The organism is Leptotrichia sp. HSP-342 (assembly GCF_041199995.1).
Lineage (GTDB): Bacteria > Fusobacteriota > Fusobacteriia > Fusobacteriales > Leptotrichiaceae > Leptotrichia > Leptotrichia mesophila.
The window spans coordinates 46,104-63,597 of the sequence record NZ_CP165646.1 but is presented as its reverse complement, the minus strand read 5'-3'; the positions used below and the strand labels follow the sequence as shown (position 1 = coordinate 63,597).

Annotated in this window: 14 protein-coding genes; 11 read left to right on the top strand and 3 right to left on the bottom strand. The window is 30.3% G+C overall.

What is annotated here, in order from left to right; genetic code table 11:
- Positions 1–7 precede the first annotated feature (7 nt).
- Both AB8B23_RS00270 and AB8B23_RS00265 read right to left on the bottom strand, forming a co-directional pair.
- Positions 8–1,303 carry a sugar transferase gene (locus AB8B23_RS00270; protein ID WP_021743346.1) on the bottom strand — a complete coding sequence of 432 codons (1,296 nt, stop codon included), beginning with the start codon at positions 1,301–1,303 and terminating at the stop codon, positions 8–10.
- Positions 1,304–1,589: 286 nt separating this feature from the next.
- On the bottom strand, positions 1,590–2,570 hold the full coding sequence (locus tag AB8B23_RS00265; protein ID WP_369712961.1) for a site-specific integrase: 981 nt from the start codon (positions 2,568–2,570) through the stop codon (positions 1,590–1,592).
- Positions 2,571–2,814: 244 nt separating this feature from the next.
- On the opposite strand from AB8B23_RS00265, the gene AB8B23_RS00260 reads away from it, so the two are divergent.
- From AB8B23_RS00260 to AB8B23_RS00215, 10 genes are all read left to right on the top strand, one after another.
- A complete protein-coding gene (locus AB8B23_RS00260; RefSeq protein ID WP_369712960.1) occupies positions 2,815–4,509 on the top strand; it encodes a M3 family oligoendopeptidase in 1,695 nt (564 codons plus the stop codon).
- 130 nt (positions 4,510–4,639) lie between these two features.
- The gene (cysK, locus tag AB8B23_RS00255; RefSeq protein ID WP_369712958.1) at positions 4,640–5,557 is read left to right on the top strand and encodes a cysteine synthase A; all 918 of its coding nucleotides are present in this window, start codon (positions 4,640–4,642) and stop codon (positions 5,555–5,557) included.
- Positions 5,558–5,711: 154 nt separating this feature from the next.
- Positions 5,712–6,260, top strand: a complete 549-nt coding sequence (gene epsC / locus AB8B23_RS00250; protein ID WP_021743350.1) for a serine O-acetyltransferase EpsC — start codon at positions 5,712–5,714, stop codon at positions 6,258–6,260.
- A gap of 250 nt (positions 6,261–6,510) precedes the next feature.
- Complete coding sequence (locus tag AB8B23_RS00245) at positions 6,511–7,005, top strand: flavodoxin (protein WP_021743351.1); 495 nt, start codon at positions 6,511–6,513, stop codon at positions 7,003–7,005.
- Between the two features lie 293 nt (positions 7,006–7,298).
- A complete protein-coding gene (gene pth, locus AB8B23_RS00240; RefSeq protein ID WP_369712957.1) occupies positions 7,299–7,865 on the top strand; it encodes an aminoacyl-tRNA hydrolase in 567 nt (188 codons plus the stop codon).
- Between the two features lie 11 nt (positions 7,866–7,876).
- Positions 7,877–8,578, top strand: coding sequence for an ABC transporter ATP-binding protein (locus tag AB8B23_RS00235; RefSeq protein ID WP_369712956.1), 702 nt, complete (start codon positions 7,877–7,879; stop codon positions 8,576–8,578).
- The gene (locus tag AB8B23_RS00230) at positions 8,575–9,420 is read left to right on the top strand and encodes a hypothetical protein (protein WP_369712955.1); all 846 of its coding nucleotides are present in this window, start codon (positions 8,575–8,577) and stop codon (positions 9,418–9,420) included. Before AB8B23_RS00235 ends, AB8B23_RS00230 begins: the two co-directional genes overlap by 4 nt.
- Positions 9,421–9,545: 125 nt before the next feature.
- On the top strand, positions 9,546–11,528 hold the full coding sequence (gene gyrB, locus AB8B23_RS00225; RefSeq protein ID WP_369712954.1) for a DNA topoisomerase (ATP-hydrolyzing) subunit B: 1,983 nt from the start codon (positions 9,546–9,548) through the stop codon (positions 11,526–11,528).
- Positions 11,529–12,130: 602 nt separating this feature from the next.
- Positions 12,131–14,695: a DNA gyrase subunit A gene (gene gyrA, locus AB8B23_RS00220; protein ID WP_369712953.1), complete on the top strand. Its 2,565-nt coding sequence runs from the start codon at positions 12,131–12,133 to the stop codon at positions 14,693–14,695.
- Positions 14,696–14,736: 41 nt separating this feature from the next.
- The gene (locus tag AB8B23_RS00215; RefSeq protein WP_021743357.1) at positions 14,737–15,498 is read left to right on the top strand and encodes a hypothetical protein; all 762 of its coding nucleotides are present in this window, start codon (positions 14,737–14,739) and stop codon (positions 15,496–15,498) included.
- A gap of 69 nt (positions 15,499–15,567) precedes the next feature.
- On the opposite strand, the gene AB8B23_RS00210 is transcribed toward AB8B23_RS00215, so the two are convergent.
- Positions 15,568–16,242 (bottom strand): hypothetical protein, encoded by a 675-nt coding sequence (locus tag AB8B23_RS00210; protein ID WP_369712952.1) that lies wholly within the window; start codon positions 16,240–16,242, stop codon positions 15,568–15,570.
- A gap of 214 nt (positions 16,243–16,456) precedes the next feature.
- On the opposite strand from AB8B23_RS00210, the gene AB8B23_RS00205 reads away from it, so the two are divergent.
- Positions 16,457–17,473: a glycosyltransferase family 9 protein gene (locus tag AB8B23_RS00205; RefSeq protein ID WP_369712951.1), complete on the top strand. Its 1,017-nt coding sequence runs from the start codon at positions 16,457–16,459 to the stop codon at positions 17,471–17,473.
- Positions 17,474–17,494: the final 21 nt, after the last annotated feature.

Here is a 17,494-nt window from a genome sequence, read left to right as displayed (position 1 = left end):
AATTATTTTATTTTCCTTTTCCAAAAAAAACAGCTTTTGCTGTCTTTGCGACAATAAGAACATCAAATATGAAATCCTGATGTTTCAAATAATACAAATCATATTCAAGTTTTTTTTTTGCATCCTCTAAACTTTCTCCATATGGAAACATCACTTGAGCCCAACCTGTTATTCCAGGCTTTATAAGATGCCTGAGATTATAATAATTGATTTGTCTTGCATAGTCTTTTGCAAGAATATCCCACTCAGGGCGTGGTCCAACGAAGCTCATAGTACCTTTCAGTATGTTCCAAAGTTGTGGAAGTTCATCGATTCTTGTTTTTCTTATAAATTTACCAAACTTGGTAACTCTGCTATCATTATCTAGAGTGTATTTCGAATATTTATCCGGATCATGAAGCCTCATACTTCGAAACTTGTACACCTTGAAAGGACGCATATTTTCGCCTATACGCGTCTGCTTGAATATAACAGGACCCCTTGATTCCAGTTTAATAATTATTGAAACTATTAATGCAAAAGGAGAAAGAATGACCATCAGTATTAATGCAAGCATTAAATCCATTCCTCGTTTTATATTCCTTTGCATCTCGTTATTCAAAATATCAAATCCATTTGACTGGAGAAGCCATTCCTCATTTATTTTATTTACATCAATCTTTTTTTGGATATCCTCATTAAATTCTTCATAATTCATTATTTTAAGTCCATTTATCTTTAAATCGAAAATCCGTTTCATATATCTTTTAAAGTCTGGACTTTTTATATCTTTTACAATTATAAGAATATCAATCTTTTTTTGATGTATAATTTCTTCCAGCTCACCATAACTTCCAATAAGATATTCTGTTCCCTTGTTCTTATTGTCAGAAACATATCCAACATAGTTATAGTCAAGAGATTTTATAATATCATGTTGAATGTTATTTTCTATATGATTTGAACCAAATATAAGCACATTCTTCTTTTTCATATAAATTGAACACACTATTCTTCTAAAGATTACTTGAAATAAAAACAACATTGCAAACATATTGAAAATATCAAAACGTTTCCAAAAAGCATATAGAGTTGCTGAAAAGACAATATTAATCCCAAGATTTATGAAAACATCCTTTAACCTAAAACGTTCTGCATAAAAATCTAACTGCCCAAATATAAATTTTGTAAATATATATATAATAAACAAAAAATTGGTTAAGTATTTTACTATGTAGTCATACTTATCTAGTAAAAGACTATAAAGTATATACAGAATAAATATATATAATACTCGTATATAAATATCCTTATTTATTTTCATAAGTATTCATCCTCACTTAAATAAGTAATTCATTTATTTTATTAAGTATAATTTAGTTATTAAACTATCAAATATTTAATTTTTTATTAAAATTGACAAACATATTTCTTTTTAACAATAATTACGTTGTTAAGTATAGCACATTTTAGTAGTAAATTCAAGATAGTATTTCATATAAAAATCCATAAAAGAAGCCGAATCTAAGAGTGATTTAATTTTTATTAAGTTGTATTGCTATACTTACTGTAATCTTAATTTTTTCATTTTTTTAGAATTATACTTTTTTTTAATTTTCTGTATATTTTTGTGTCATATTGTTAAAAATTATGTTCATACATTTTTTCTTATGGTCAAGTTCTGGAGGAACATAGAGGTTTAACGTTATGCTGACAGCTGAATGTCCTAATATTTCAGATACCGTTTTATAATCTATTCCAAGTTCTATTGCCTGAGTGGCAAAAGTATGCCTCAACGAATGAAATTTTAATTTTCTTATCTCTAAAAACTCTAACATTTTTTTGAAAAATTTTCTATATGTTCGAGGCTCGATATATTTCTCAGTTCCTGAAATGACGTAATATTTATCTTCTGACTTGAATTTTTCCAGAACAAGAAGCAGTTCCCTTGCTATTGGGATTTTTCGTTTAGAACTTTGTGTTTTGGGTTCAGAAATTATTACTTTACTTTTTTGAGTAGTACTTGAATATATTCTCTGTATTGTATGATTTATACTAATAATACCTCTTGCCATATCTATCTCCTTCCACCGTAATGCACATATTTCACCAATCCTAAGCCCTGTACATAGACAGAGAAGTATGCCAACTGTACGGCAATTCATATTATTTTTTACATATTCAAAAATTTTTATTCTTTCCTCAGAATCAAAAACTTCCATTTTTTCAGATTTCTTCTCTTTTGGAATTTTATATTCAAATTCTGCCTTTTTTATTATTTTTCTTTTTTTTGCAAAATTAAGAACTGCATTAAGAATTGTTACCATATCCTTTACTGTTTTTCTCGATAAACCTCCATTTCCATTTAATTTTCCATTATTTAGCTTATCCAAAATAAAGGATTGAAAATCCTTACTGGAAATTGTACTTATTTTTCTATTTTTAAAATAAACTTTCAGATGTTTTTCAATAATAGTTAAATACAGAGCATAGGTAGATTCTTTTATATAATTATGTTCATTTTCTATCCAAATATCCATACATCTTGCCATGGTCATTTCTTTTTTTATTAATCCTGATTTTATTTTCATTTTGTCCCTCCTATTTCTAAAAATATTAAAAACAAGATTTTTTACAGTATAGCAATACAACTTTTATGAATTTAAATTTAAAATAAATTTAAACTACTATAAACAGATTATCAAAAATATATAATTATGAAATTTGAGTCTTATAGCTTGAATCTTTGAAAAATTTTCATTACAAAATTGTTATTTCGCTCAAAATTTGATATACTGAAATTACAAAAATTAAAAAATACAGAAGGAGAAAATTATGAATTTCAACAATTACAAATACAAACATTTGGACTTGGAAAAAATAAAAGGACAATTTTCAGAATTAATAGACAGTTTTGAAAGGTCAGAAAATGTAGAAGGACAAATTGAAGCATTTGATAAAATTATAAAGTTGAGAAACCATATCGAAACTATGCAGACACTTGTTTCTATTCATCATAGCATTGATACGAATGATGGGTTTTATGATAAGGAAAATGAGTATATGGATGAAATCAGTCCGATTCTATTTGGATTTACGAATGATTTTTATAGAGTGCTTGTTAATTCAAAATTTAAAGATAAGCTTATTGAGAAATATGGAAAATTATTGTTTGACTTAGCGGAAAATACATTGAAAGTTTTCTCGAATGAAATTATTCCAGATGCACAAGAGGAAAATAGATTATCAAGCAAGTATTCAAAATTGATTGCCAGTGCGAAAATTGATTTTGACGGAAAAGAGCTTAATTTATCGCAAATGGTTCCTTACACTCAATCTAAGGACAGAAACGTGAGAATTGAAGCTGCAAAGAAAATGGCTCAATTTTTTGCTGAAAATCAAGAAGAATTTGACAATATTTATGATTCGCTTGTAAAAGTGAGAACTAAAATGGCACAGAAAATGGGATATAAAAATTATGTGGAATTTGGATATAAACAGCTTTCAAGACTTGAATATGATGCAAAAATGGTGGAAGGTTACAGAAATCAAGTACTTGAAAACATTGTACCGCTACATACTGAGCTTCGTAAAAGGCAGGAAAAAAGGCTTGGTGTTGAAAAACTTAGATTTTACGATGAGGCTATAAAATTTAATTCTGGAAATGCTGATCCACATGGTTCCCCAGAATGGATTTTAAATCACGGCAAAACAATGTATAAAGAACTGTCAAAAGAAACTGATGAGTTTTTTACATTTATGACTGAAAATAATTTGCTTGACTTGCTTTCTAAAAAGGGGAAAATGAGTGGTGGATACTGCACTTACATTCCAGAACATAAGGCTCCATTTATTTTTGCCAATTTTAATGGAACTGCACACGATATTGATGTTTTGACGCACGAAGCAGGGCATGCTTTTCAAGTTTACCAAAGCCGAGGTTTTGAGGTGCCTGAATATTTATGGCCAACTTACGAAGCTTGTGAAATTCATTCGATGAGCATGGAATTTTTGACTTGGCCGTGGATGAAATTATTCTTTGAAAATGATACAGAAAAATATAAATTTATTCATTTGTCAGAAGCTCTTTTATTCATTCCTTATGGCGTAACAGTCGATGAATTTCAGCATTGGGTTTATGAAAATCCAGAAGTTACGCCACAACAACGTCGTGAAAAATGGCTTGAAATTGAGAAAAAATATTTGCCAACTAGAGATTACGGAGAAGTCGATGAATTGAAAAATGGAATTTTCTGGTTTAGACAAGGGCATATTTTTAGCTCGCCATTTTACTACATCGACTATACTTTAGCTCAAGTCTGTGCTTTCCAATTCTGGATAAAATCAAGAGAAGATAGGGAAAAAGCCTGGCAGGATTATTTAAATCTTTGTAAACTTGGAGGAAGTAAATCGTTCTTTGAACTTATGAAATCTGCCAATCTGAAAAATCCATTTGAGGAAGGAACATTAGCAACTGTAATTCCCAAAATTAAGGAATATTTGGATAGTGTTGATGATATGAATTTGTAATTTAATCCATGTAAAAACCAAAATTTAAAAATATTTTCAATTTTTACTATTGATTTTAATAAATTTTAGTGCTATAATAATTGTAGATACAAATTTAAAAAACAATATATTAAATATGGAGGTAATTTTAATGATTTATGAAAATATTTTAGATTTAATTGGAAATACACCTGTGGTGAAACTAAAATTTTTAAACGAAGAAAATATTGCTGATATTTATGTAAAACTGGAAAAATATAATATTGGTGGAAGTGTAAAGGATAGAGCAGCTCTTGGAATGATAGAAGCAGCTGAAAAAGAAGGAAAATTAAAGCCAGGTGGCACAATTGTTGAGCCTACTTCAGGAAATACTGGAATTGCATTGGCACTAATAGGAAAAGCAAAAGGATATAGAGTTATAATTATAATGCCAGATTCGATGAGTGTGGAAAGAAGAAGTATTTTGGCGGCTTATGGCGCTGAATTAATTCTAACTGAAGGGGCAAAAGGTATGAAAGGTGCGATTGCTGAAGCTGAAAGATTAGCATCTGAAAACGGATATTTCCTTCCTCAACAATTTGAAAATTCTGCAAATCCTGCAAAACACTATGAAACTACAGCAAAAGAAATTTTGAATGATTTCCCACAAATTGATGCCTTTGTTTCAGGAGTTGGAACTGCTGGAACTTTGTCAGGAGTTGGAAAAAGATTGAAAGAAGAAAGATCTGGAGTACAAGTATTTGCTGTTGAACCTTCAACTTCTGCCGTATTATCAGGAGAACAACCTGGGAAACACTTCCAACAAGGGCTTGGTGCAGGATTTATTCCTGGAAACTATGATGCTAATCTTGTAGATGGAATTATAAAAACAACTAATGAACAAGCAATAGAATTTGCAACAAGAGCTTCAAAAGAAAACGGATTATTTGTAGGAATTTCTTCTGGAAGTGCAATTGCAGCAGCTTATGAAGTGGCTAAAAAATTAGGAAAAGGGAAAAAAGTATTAGCTGTTTTACCTGATGGCGGAGAAAAATATCTATCAATAGAAGCATTCAGAAATAGCTTATAATTAACATAGCTTAGATAACTTGGGCAAGGATTCTCTGACTCTATATAAATGAATGGGATGAATTGCCTATTTTCATACTTTGAAATTTATATAATAAAAAGTTGTTTTTAAAATAGTTTTATTATATAATCTTAGCATATAACTTTTAAGGAGTGTGATTATTATTTTTAAATGGTTACTAAGCGAAATAAATAATATTGCAGAAAAAGACCCTGCTGTAAGATATAAAATAGAAGTTTTTCTTTATCCATCGTTACATGCTGTTATTAATCATAAAATTGCCCATTTTTTTCAAAAACGAAAATTATATCTTTTCGCAAGGCTTATTTCTCAGATTTCTCGTTTTTTTACAGGAATAGAAATTCATCCTGGCGCAAAGCTAGGAAATAAAATATTTTTTGATCACGGAATGGGGATTGTAATTGGAGAAACTGCTGAAATAGGAGATAATTGCGTTATCTATCACAATGTAACTCTTGGTGGTGTAAGTACATCCAAAGTCAAACGGCATCCTACACTCAAAAATAACGTCTCTGTAGGAGCTGGAGCAAAATTGCTTGGAAACATAGTAATCGGAAATAACGTAAGAATTGGTGCAAATTCAGTTGTTTTAAAAGATATTCCTGATGAAGCTGTAGCAGTAGGTATTCCAGCAAGAATTATTCCAAAAACAGAAGAAGACTATTATATGTGGCATATTTAACTAAAAAATATAATAATTTATAAAAAAATAGTAGTAAAAATTTAAATATCAAAAAAATTTGACAATCAAAGTAAAATATGGTATATTTCTTAATATACAAAAATTTAATAAGTAATTTAAAGTGAAATTTTAAACAAAACAATTTATTTCATTTCTTTGATTTAATACAAAGTCTGGATAAAACTATTCAGAAATAGATAAATATATGAAAATATATTTAAAATTAAACTAACAAATACGGAGGTCTAAAATGGCAAAAGTAGGAATTTTTTTCGGATCAACAACAGGAGTAACTGAAGATATTGCTCACAAAATCGCAGAAAAGATTGAAGGAGCCGAAGTTTTTAATATTGATGGAAATGAGGATAAATTAGAAGATTATGATGTATTGCTTTTAGGAACTTCTACATGGGGATTTGGAGACTTGCAAGATGACTGGGCAGCAATTGTTGATGACTTAGCAAGCAAAGACTTCAGTGGTAAAAAAGTAGGATACTTCGGAAGTGGTGATCAAGGTACTTTTTCTGATACGTTTATGGATGGAATAGCCATCATTGATGAAGAAATCCAAAAAACTGGTGCAACAATTATTGGGAAAACTTCGACTGAAGGATATGAATTCAATGAATCAAGAGCAGCAAAAAATAAGGAATTTTTAGGACTTGCTTTAGATGAAGTCAATCAATCTGAATTAACAGATGAAAGAATTGACGCATGGGTTGAACAAATCAAACAAGAATTTTAATAACTAATCTATGTCTGTGAAAAATATTTCTTCAAATAAACTGATTGTTTTCACAAAAGACAAACATAAATATGATTTTAGCTATATATTTATATATAACTAAGATAAATCAATTTTCACAAGTTGATTTTCTCTCCAAAAATAAAGAAGGCGTCCATAAAGGCGCCTTTTTTATTTATGGAATAATCTCCTAAATAGCGAAAATTAAATAGTTTTCTCAAATATTTTTTGTATTTTTTTTATAAATTTGATATAATTTAAAATGAACAATCTGAAAAAGGAGAAATATTTTAATGAAACTAATTGTAGGATTGGGAAATCCAGGAGAACAGTATAAATTAACACGTCATAACATTGGATTTATATTTATTGATGAATATTTGAAAAAAAATAATATAACTGACATAAGAGAGAAATTTAAATCACTTTTTGTACAAACTAATCACAAAGGAGATAAGGTGTTTTATCAGAAACCAATAACTTTTATGAATTTGAGTGGAGAAGCTATTGGTGAAACTGTAAGATTTTTTAAGATTGACCCCAAAACAGAACTTTTTGTGATTTATGATGATATGGATATACCATTTGGAAAGTTAAAAATTAAACAAAATGGAAGTGCAGGAGGACATAATGGAATAAAATCCATAATTTCACATGTTGGAAATGAATTTGTAAGAATAAAATTTGGAATTGGAAAACCTAAAATGAAAGAAGAAATATTAAGCTTTGTGCTAGGGAAATTTTCGCCTGAAGAAAAAGAAATTGTAAAAAATTCAAGAGAAAAAATATTTAGTCTTATTGATGATATAAAAGATGACATGACAATTTCTAGACTAATGAATAAATACAATACAAAATAGAAAGGATACTTATGGACAATATTATTTTAAAGTGCAATAGGCTATCTAAAAGTTATGATTTTACTAATGCTCTTAACAGTGTGAATATATCAGTAAAATCTGGAAAAATTGTTGGACTTTTAGGTCCAAACGGAAGTGGAAAAACAACTTTTATAAAGCTTCTGAACGGACTTATTAAACCTACTCAAGGAGAGATACTAATTGATGGAAAAAATCCTGGCATAGAAACTAAAAAGATTGTTGCATACTTGCCAGACAAAAATTATTTAGATAATACTAAGACAGTAAAGGCTATTTTACGACTATTTGCAGATTTTTATGAAGATTTTGACTTAGATAGGGCTATAAAGATGTTAAAGGACTTGGATATTGATTCTTCCAAAAGGTTTAAGTTACTCTCTAAGGGAATGAAAGAAAAAGTTCAGCTAATTCTTGTAATGTGTAGAAGAGCTAAGCTGTATCTATTGGATGAGCCAATAGCGGGTGTAGACCCCGCCGCAAGAGACTATATCCTCAATACAATTATAAAAAACTACGATAAAGATGCTGCTGTTATCATTTCTACCCATTTAATTGCAGATATTGAATCAGTGCTTGATGAGGCAATTTTTATAAACAAAGGTAATATTTTACTCCATCAAGAAGTCGAAACAATAAAAAAAGAACAAAATATGACTGTTGACAATTATTTCAGGGAGGTGTTCAAGTATTGAAAATTTTAGGAAAATTAATTAAATATGATTTTGCTGATATTGGTAAGTTGATATTTCCGTTTTATATTGGGTTAGGTATAATGGGAATTTGTATAAGAATACTGTTATTTGTTTTGATGAATAAAAGCATAGATCAGAATTTACGATTCACTGTAACGCTGTTTCAAGGTACACTTTATTTTGTGTACACGCTTGCTGTTATTGGCTCTATAATAATGTTACATTACGGAGTAGTAGTGCGTTTTTATCGCTCTGTATATGGAAATGAGGGATATTTGACAAATACGCTTCCAATTAGTACAGCTCAGATAATTTTGGCAAAAACAATAACTTTCTTAAGCTGGTTTATCATTAATGGTTTTATAATATTTTTAACATTCTTATTAATTATCCCACTTGAAGAAATTGTTTTGTCAAAATTTTGGGAAAATCCAGATTTTATACAAATGATAAATTATCTAAAAACAGCACTAGACGTCCAATATATAATTCCAACAATAATTTTATTTATCATTTTCTTAATTTTTTGGGCAATTGAAAAGATACTATTCTTATTTTTCTGTGTCAGTGTCGCAAATATGGCAAAATCATACAGAATTTTAATAGGAGCTGCATTGTTTATGATAATTGGAGGAATTTTAAATGTTATAAAACGAATGATTTTGGTCTATACATATCTATATAATTCGTCATTATATGATAAAACTGGAAATATAGCTCTAAATGTCGTAAAATACATCATAAGTGCAAATTTTGGATTAATTATATTAACTGGTATAGTGAGCATAGTACTATTCTTAAGCGTAAATTATATATTAAAAAATAAATTGAATTTAGAATAAATTGTTTTATAATTTAATTATTACAATTTATGTAATAAAACAAAAAAACTTAACGATAAAAATTAGATTTGTTCAAGTTTCTATTTATGACTGAACATATATTAAAAATGGAGGAAAAATAAATAATGGATAATAATTATGGAGCAGAGGCGATTACGGTTCTGGAAGGGCTGGAAGCAGTTAGAAAGCGTCCAGGAATGTATATCGGATCAACTTCAGCACGTGGGCTTCACCATCTAGTATGGGAAATTGTAGATAACAGCGTGGATGAGGCACTTGCTGGAATTTGCGATAAAATTACTGTAAAGATACTTGAAGGAAATATTATCGAAGTATCTGATAATGGACGTGGAATCCCTGTGGGAATGCACAAAACTGGAAAATCAACATTGGAAGTTGTACTTACTGTACTTCACGCCGGAGGAAAATTTGACAATGATAATTATAAAGTGTCAGGGGGACTTCACGGAGTTGGGGTATCTGTCGTAAATGCTTTGTCAGAATGGCTTGAGGCAACTGTAACACGTGATGGAAAGATTTTTAGACAGACATATCAGCGTGGTGTGCCAACTTCGCCTGTGGAAGAAATTGGCGTGGCAGATGATGATGCACACGGAACTGTAATTAGATTTAAGGCTGATGATGAGATATTTGAAACAACAGTTTACGATTATTCTGTGCTGGAATCACGTCTAAAAGAATTGGCATATTTGAACAAAGGCTTGAAAATTGAGCTAGCTGATGAGAGAAATGCTGAAAATATAAAAGCTGAAGAATTTTTATTTGAAGGTGGAATAAAGGACTTTTTAAATGAAATTATTGATGATGAAAAAATCGTTGATGATGTGATTTATATGGCTGATACAATGCAAATTGAGGAAGCTAAGGAAGTAGAAACTGTGGATGAGGATGGAAACACAGTGAAAAAACAGCGAAGTGCAAAATTCGTGGAAGTGGAAATTGCAATGAACTACACAACTTCACAAAGAGAAACGGTTTATTCGTTTGTAAATAATATAAATACTCATGAAGGCGGAACTCATGTCAGCGGATTTAGAACTGCACTTACAAGAACAATTAATGATATTGCAAAACAGATGAACTTAATCAAAGATAAAAATGGTACGTTTCAAGGAACGGATGTAAGAGAAGGGCTTGTCTGTGTAATAAGTGTAAAGATACCTGAGCCTCAATTTGAAGGACAGACAAAAACAAAACTTGGAAACAGTGAAGTTACAGGGATTGTGTCAAATATTGTTGGAAGCAACTTGAAATTTTATCTAGAAGATCATCCAAAGGCAGCCGAAAAAATCATTGAAAAAATGGCAATGTCAAAAAGGGCAAGAGAAGCAGCGAAAAAAGCAAGAGAGCTTGTACTTAGAAAAAATACATTGGAAGTAGGATCGCTGCCTGGTAAATTGGCAGACTGCTCTTCAAAAGATCCGGCTGAATCAGAAATTTTCATAGTCGAAGGAAACTCAGCAGGAGGTTCTGCAAAACAAGGAAGAGATAGAAGATTTCAGGCAATATTGCCGCTTCGTGGAAAAATCTTGAACGTAGAAAAATCAGGAGTGCATAAAGCTCTGGAAAATGCTGAAATTAGAGCAATGATTACAGCCTTTGGAGCTGGATTTGGCGAAGAAATGGATTTGAAAAAACTAAGATACCATAAAATCGTAATTATGACAGATGCTGATGTTGATGGAGCTCACATTAGAACATTAATGCTAACTTTCTTCTACAGACATCTAAGAGAATTAATAAATGAAGGTTATATTTATATCGCACAGCCTCCTTTATACAAAATTCAGGCTGGAAAGGCAATCAGATACGCCTATTCAGATGATCAGATGAAACAAGTGACAAGAGTGCTGGAAGGAGAAGGAAGAAAATACACAATCCAGCGTTACAAAGGGCTAGGAGAAATGAACCCAGAACAACTTTGGGAAACAACGCTTGACCCAGAAGTAAGAACATTGTTAAAAGTATCAATGGAAGATGCTTCCTATGCCGATAAGATGTTTAATATTCTGATGGGGGATAAAGTTGAGCCGAGAAGAAAGTTTATCGAGGATAATGCAAATTACGTAAGAAATCTAGATATATAATTTATTTTTTATTTTAAGATATTTTGGTTAATGATTATTTTTTCTTATTTTATTTATATTAATTTTTTTAACGCAGAGGTATCAGACGCCATACCTCTGCACACCTGCTCGATGCAAAACTTTCTTATAAAAGAAAAATAGAATTCGTTTAACTCATAAAGAGATTCCAAAAGCACAAGTTCACAATAAAAAGTTAAAATGATTCAAGTAAATGATATTTAATGTAAAAATTATAGTGAAAGAAATACATTCGTGTTTAGCTATTTTTCTTCTAATGAAATTTTGTTTGATTTTGATTTAGTTAAATCAATTGTTGCAACTAGGTTAAAGTTGTCGTGATTTTTTGGAAATAAAAATTTCTGTTTGAGCAAAGCGAGTTTAATTTTTATTTTCAAAAAATGCTTAGACGAGCCAGGGATGCAAGGGAAATGGCGATTGATTTCCCTTGCTTAAAAAAAGAAGAAGATATAGAAATTATAGGAATAACATTTGTTAGCAAAAATTTATTTTATAAAAGATGTTTAATAGATAAATATACAAGTTAGGTTGTGGAATTTTGAGAAGGTGGATTATAAAGTAAAAGAGAAGAAAAGAGGTGCAGGATGTCAGACGATTTTAGAGATGACGATGAAAGAGAAGAAGAGATAACGGAAATGGATGAGAACGATGATAGGGAAATCATTATGGAAGGATTGCCTAAGGCTACGGATTTATCAAATGAATCTAATGTTTATATTGAGGATGAGATAAAGGCGGCTTATTTGGATTATTCAATGAGTGTAATTGTTAGTCGTGCGTTGCCTGATGTGCGTGATGGATTAAAGCCTGTGCATAGAAGAATTTTGTTTTCCATGAGTGAAATGGGAATGAGCCATAAGACTCCATTTAAAAAATCGGCAAGAATTGTCGGGGATGTATTGGGGAAATACCATCCACATGGAGATTCTTCAGTTTATGGTGCAATGGTTAGAATGGCACAAGACTTTAATATGAGATATGAACTTATCGACGGACATGGGAACTTTGGTTCGATTGATGGGGATGAAGCAGCGGCAATGCGGTATACAGAAGCTAGAATGGCTAAAATTACTGAAGAATTACTTGCGGATATTGGAAAAGATACGATTGATTACAGAAAGAACTTTGATGAAAGTTTGGATGAGCCAGTTGTATTGCCTGCAAAACTTCCTAATTTACTACTAAATGGAGCAAACGGTATTGCTGTCGGAATGGCTACAAATATTCCGCCACATAATTTAGGAGAGGTCGTTGATGGAATTGTTGCTTTGATTGATAATCCTGAAATTTCGATTGATGAGCTGATTACATACATAAAAGGTCCAGATTTTCCAACTGGAGGTATAATTAATGGAAAACAAGGAATTTATGATGCGTATAGAACTGGACGTGGAAAACTGCGAGTTGCAGGGCGTGTGGAAGTTGAAACTTCCAAAACTGGAAAAGAGTCGATTATTGTTACGGAATTACCTTATCAGGTAAATAAAGCCAGACTTATTGAAAAAATTGCAGATTTGGTAAGACAGAAGAAAATTACTGGAATATCTGACTTGCGGGATGAAACTGACAGGGATGGTATCAGAATTGTAATTGAGCTGAAAAAAGGTGAGGAAAGTGAATTAATTCTGAACAGCCTTTATAAATTTACTGATTTACAAAATACATTTGGTGTAATTATGCTTGCACTTGTGGATAATGCACCAAGAGTGTTGAATTTAAAGCAGGTTCTTCAAAAATATCTGGAACATAGGTTTGAAGTAATTACAAGAAGAACTGAATTTGAGCTGAAAAAGGCTAAAAATAGGGCTCATATTTTGGAAGGATTCAAAATTGCACTTGATAATATTGAGGAAGTAATTAGAATTATACGTGCTTCAAAGGATGCAAATGTTGCACGGACTGAATTAATTGCAAAATTTGGATTTTCAGAAATTCAGGCAAAAGCAATTCTGGATATGAGATTGCAAAGGCTTACTGGACTTGAAAGAGATAAAATTAATCAGGAATATAATGAACTTATGCTATTAATTGAAGAATTAACTGGAATTTTATCTGACGATTTAAAAATATATGGTATAATTAAAGAGGAGGCACTTAAGTTAAAAGATGATTTCGGTGATGAACGTAGAACTGAAATCAGAAATGCAAGAGCCGAAATTAGTATAGAAGACTTAATTAAGGACGAAGAAGTTGTTGTAACGCTTACAGAAAAAGGTTATGTAAAACGTGTGGCAATTGACACTTACCGTTCACAAAAACGTGGTGGAATTGGTGTAAATGCTACAAATACAATAGAAGACGATGTAGTAAAAAATATGTACATAGCAAAAACTCTTGACACATTGCTTATTTTCACAACGAAAGGAAAAGTATTCAGCATAAAAGTTTATGAAATTCCTGAAACTGGAAAACAAGCACGTGGAAAACTGATTGGAAACATTATAAATCTAGATACTGATGAAAAAGTCAGCACAATAATAAGAGTTCGGGAATTTGAAAAAAATAAAAACTTATTCTTTGTAACACGAAACGGAGTTGTTAAAAAATCTGAACTGACATTGTTTGACAATATTAAAAAAGCTGGAAAACGTGCAATTAAGTTAAATGATGATGATGAAGTTATGTATATTGGGCTTACAAGCGGAACTGGCGAGGATGAAGTATTTACCGCTACGAGAAACGGTATTGCGATTAGATTCTCTGAAAAAGATGTAAGAAGCATGGGAACTGGAGCGGCTGGAGTAAAAGGTATTACTCTTCGAGATAAGGACAAAATTGTAGGTGCTGCAATTATTAATTCAGAAATGAATAATGATGAAATGAGAATTCTTACAATAACTGAGGAAGGATATGGAAAACGTACCAAGTTATCAGAATACAGACTTACATCTAGAGGAGGAAAAGGAATTATCAATGCAAAACTTAACGATAAAACTGGAAAAATCGTGGATGTAAAAATTGTCACAGAAAATGATGAAATTATGCTTATTACGTCAGAAGGAACATTGATTAGAACGAGCGTTAATAACGTGTCGGTAATAGGGCGTTCGGCATCTGGTGTGCGAATAATGAAAGTTAGAAATAATGAAAAAATTGCTTCAGTGGTAAAAATTACAGAAGAGCCTGAATTGAGTGAAGATGAACAATAAATAGGATAAAAAAAATTATCATATAGAAGGAAGTGGTTAAAATGTTACAAAAAAAAGCATTATTTTTAGTTACGGCGGAAAACGAAATACAGCCATTGGTTAATTTTGCAAAAGTTTTCAAGCAAAAATATAACGCTGATGTTGACGTTATTTATATTAAGGATGTCTTGAAATATGAGGTATTTCCTGTAAGTATCGAAGGAATGGGACTAAATATTGGAGCAAATTACGCTTTTAAGGAATACAGGGAACTTGAGGAAAAAACTGTAAAAAAATTAAAGGAAAAAATGACTTCTGATATTTCGAACTTTTACACAAAAGACGGAGAGACATCTGAAATTGTACTGGAAGAGTTAAAAAAATATGATTTGCTTGTTCTTGTAAAAAGTGAAAAAGTAACTTCAGTACTAAAGGAAATTTTAAGAAGTATTTTCAAACCATTAATTATTTTACCAAATGTGGAAGATTTCAAATTAGAAAATTTAATGCTGCTTGACGATGGAGCTTATAATGCAAATAAAACATTATTTACTTTCTTCCATATATTTGGGGAGCAAAAAGTGGATGTATTACGTGTAAATGTTGAAGAAGAGGATGAAAATAGCCTAGCTGAACGTTTTGGGGACAATTACAACCTTATCCACAAAAAAGGAGATACATTCAAGACAATTATGAATGAAGCACAAAACTATGACCTAGTCTTAATGGGTGATTTGAGATACACAGTAATGGTGGAAAGAATTACTGGTAAACTGGGAGTTAGAATACTAGAAAATCTTCAAAAGCCGATTTTTATAGTATAATCTCATAAAATTTAAGAACATTTAACAAAAATACTCAGGCAACTTTTTGACGCTGTCTGAGTATATTTTTTATTTTCTATCTAAAATTTTCCTAGTCATTTCCAAATCTTTTTTTCTCGAAACAACGCTATACTGCTTTTTAATCTCTTCTAGTCTATCAATAATCTTCTGATTTTCTTCCTTTGAAAAGTTTTTTACCGATAAAAAGAATTTCATTGAGCCTTCAAAACTTCTGATGGATTTTGTCAAATAGAGACGTTTTCTAAAAAAGGGCGGCTTTCTTACAATATCGTCAAAATCAATAAAGGCAATTTTACCATTTTCTTTATCTATAAAAAAATTTCCTAAACTAAAATCCATATGATAATATTCCTTTTCAAAAAAGTTTTTTTCAAAATTAAGCCATAAATCAAGCGTTTTATACGTAAGACGAAAATCATTTTTTTCGATTAGATAATTATAATAAGATATAAAGTTACTGTTAAATGTCTTATTTATATTTTCTGATACAGTTTCTATCTTTATGCGAAAGGGTGTATATTTTATGACTTTATATTCTGTTATCTTCATGAAATTAAGTTCTGGAAAATCATTTTTTAAGTGTTTTGCAATTTCGAAAGAATTTTTTCCTTTTTCCCTTGTAAATCCCAAAAATATTTTTAGAGCCTTTGTATTTTTGTATTCATAAGTTTTATAAAAAAAATTTTTTTCATTATCTATATTTAAATTTTTAGTTTCCTGCATTTTCTTTTTTCCTTTATCTAATTTTTATTTTCTTTTGTCAATTCTAACATATTATATTTTTTATTTCAATATACCTGTTAACCTATGTAAAAAAATACTAAAATATGGTATAATAACTCTGTATATAAAGATAAATGAAATATTTATAAAAAAGCTTAAAAATAGGATGTTTTAGAAGATTTTGGATTAATGGGGTTTTGAAAAAGGAGAAGAAATGAAAATATTGGTAATACATACAGCATTTATTGGAGATATTGTATTGTCTACGCCTTTGATACAAAGGTTAAAGGACATGTATCCTGAATCAGAAATTGATTATTTGACATTGCCGACAAATAAAAGTGTGATAAGTAACAATCCAAATTTAAATGAAATAATTCTTTATGACAAAAAAGGGCAAGATAAAGGGATAAAAGGTTTTTTGAGAGTTCTAAAGATTTTAAAACAAAAAAAATACGACTATGCGGTAATTCCACATAGATTTATAAAATCCATATTACTTGCAAAATTAGCAAAAATTCCTAATATTGTAGGATTTGATGTAGCGACAGGCTCGTTCCTGCTAAATAAGAAAGTTCATTATGATATGAAAAAGCATGAAGTGGAAAGATTGCTTGATTTAGTGGAATATAAAGGAGAAAAAATTCCAATTAGAATTTATCCTGCAAAAGAAAATTTTACTAAAATTAATAAAATTTTGGAACATCACGGCTACTTTGGAAATAAGGGACAAAAACTGATATTAGTTGCACCAGGTAGTCAAAGAGCAGAAAAAATGTGGCCGATAGAAAAATATCGTGAGATTATTGAAAGATTGAAAAAAAATAAAAATTATTTTATTGGTATAACTGGCTCAAAAGACGAAAAAAAACTATCTCTAAATTTCCCAAATGATAAAAATGTTATTGATTTTCGTGGAGAAATTAATCTTGTAGAATTTGGAGCTTTGATTTCAAAGGCTGATATTGTCGTTGGAAATGACAGTTCTCCAATTCATATTGCAAGTGGATTTGAAAAGCCGTTTGTGATTGGGATTTTTGGTCCAGGAAAACGAGATTTGGGTTTTTTTCCATATACTGAGAAAAGCAATGTTATTGAGAATAATGAATTTTATGAAAATAACATTGTGAAAATTCCCAAGAAAAGACACGAATATAAAAAAGACTACTATAAAGGAATTCCTTTAATTAGTGTAGATAGAGTCTTTAAAGAAATTATGAATCGGATTTAAGATTAAAGTTATCATTTTAAA

Excerpts from the sequence above, each read along its gene's own strand:
- AB8B23_RS00270 (WP_021743346.1), bottom strand. The coding sequence starts at position 1,303 with ATGAAAATAAATAAGGATATTTATATACGAGTATTATATATATTTATT.
- AB8B23_RS00265 (WP_369712961.1), bottom strand. The coding sequence starts at position 2,570 with ATGAAAATAAAATCAGGATTAATAAAAAAAGAAATGACCATGGCAAGA.
- AB8B23_RS00260 (WP_369712960.1), top strand. The coding sequence starts at position 2,815 with ATGAATTTCAACAATTACAAATACAAACATTTGGACTTGGAAAAAATA.
- cysK (WP_369712958.1), top strand. The coding sequence starts at position 4,640 with ATGATTTATGAAAATATTTTAGATTTAATTGGAAATACACCTGTGGTG.
- AB8B23_RS00245 (WP_021743351.1), top strand. The coding sequence starts at position 6,511 with ATGGCAAAAGTAGGAATTTTTTTCGGATCAACAACAGGAGTAACTGAA.
- pth (WP_369712957.1), top strand. The coding sequence starts at position 7,299 with ATGAAACTAATTGTAGGATTGGGAAATCCAGGAGAACAGTATAAATTA.
- AB8B23_RS00235 (WP_369712956.1), top strand. The coding sequence starts at position 7,877 with ATGGACAATATTATTTTAAAGTGCAATAGGCTATCTAAAAGTTATGAT.
- gyrB (WP_369712954.1), top strand. The coding sequence starts at position 9,546 with ATGGATAATAATTATGGAGCAGAGGCGATTACGGTTCTGGAAGGGCTG.
- gyrA (WP_369712953.1), top strand. The coding sequence starts at position 12,131 with ATGTCAGACGATTTTAGAGATGACGATGAAAGAGAAGAAGAGATAACG.
- AB8B23_RS00215 (WP_021743357.1), top strand. The coding sequence starts at position 14,737 with ATGTTACAAAAAAAAGCATTATTTTTAGTTACGGCGGAAAACGAAATA.
- AB8B23_RS00210 (WP_369712952.1), bottom strand. The coding sequence starts at position 16,242 with ATGCAGGAAACTAAAAATTTAAATATAGATAATGAAAAAAATTTTTTT.
- AB8B23_RS00205 (WP_369712951.1), top strand. The coding sequence starts at position 16,457 with ATGAAAATATTGGTAATACATACAGCATTTATTGGAGATATTGTATTG.